Raw genomic sequence first — 240 nt, forward strand, 5'->3', positions numbered from 1 at the left:
GGGGTCGACCCCGTCGACCGCGGCCGCAACCGGAACCCCAAGCCGATCAAGGCGCTCGGCCGGTACGCCCACGGCGCCGTCGTCGTCGCCCCCAAGCGCGGCCGCCTCTACCTCACCGGGGACGCCTCGGGCCCCAACGGCCTCCTCTACCCCGGGACGCCCCCGCGGGGCTTGGGCCACGGCCCCGGACAGCTCGCCACCCGCGCGGACGACGCCGCCGCCCCCCAGGCCTCCAAGGGC

General features: G+C 79.2%; 1 protein-coding gene. It reads left to right on the forward strand.

Annotated features, from left to right (window positions below; all coding sequences use genetic code 11):
* A partial coding sequence (locus tag KVT44_RS56805) for an alkaline phosphatase PhoX (protein WP_217577139.1) occupies window positions 1-240 on the forward strand: 240 nt, incomplete at both ends.

The sequence above is a fragment of the Streptomyces sp. GbtcB7 genome, assembly GCF_019091445.1.
GTDB classification, from domain to species: Bacteria; Actinomycetota; Actinomycetes; order Streptomycetales; family Streptomycetaceae; genus Streptomyces; species Streptomyces mirabilis.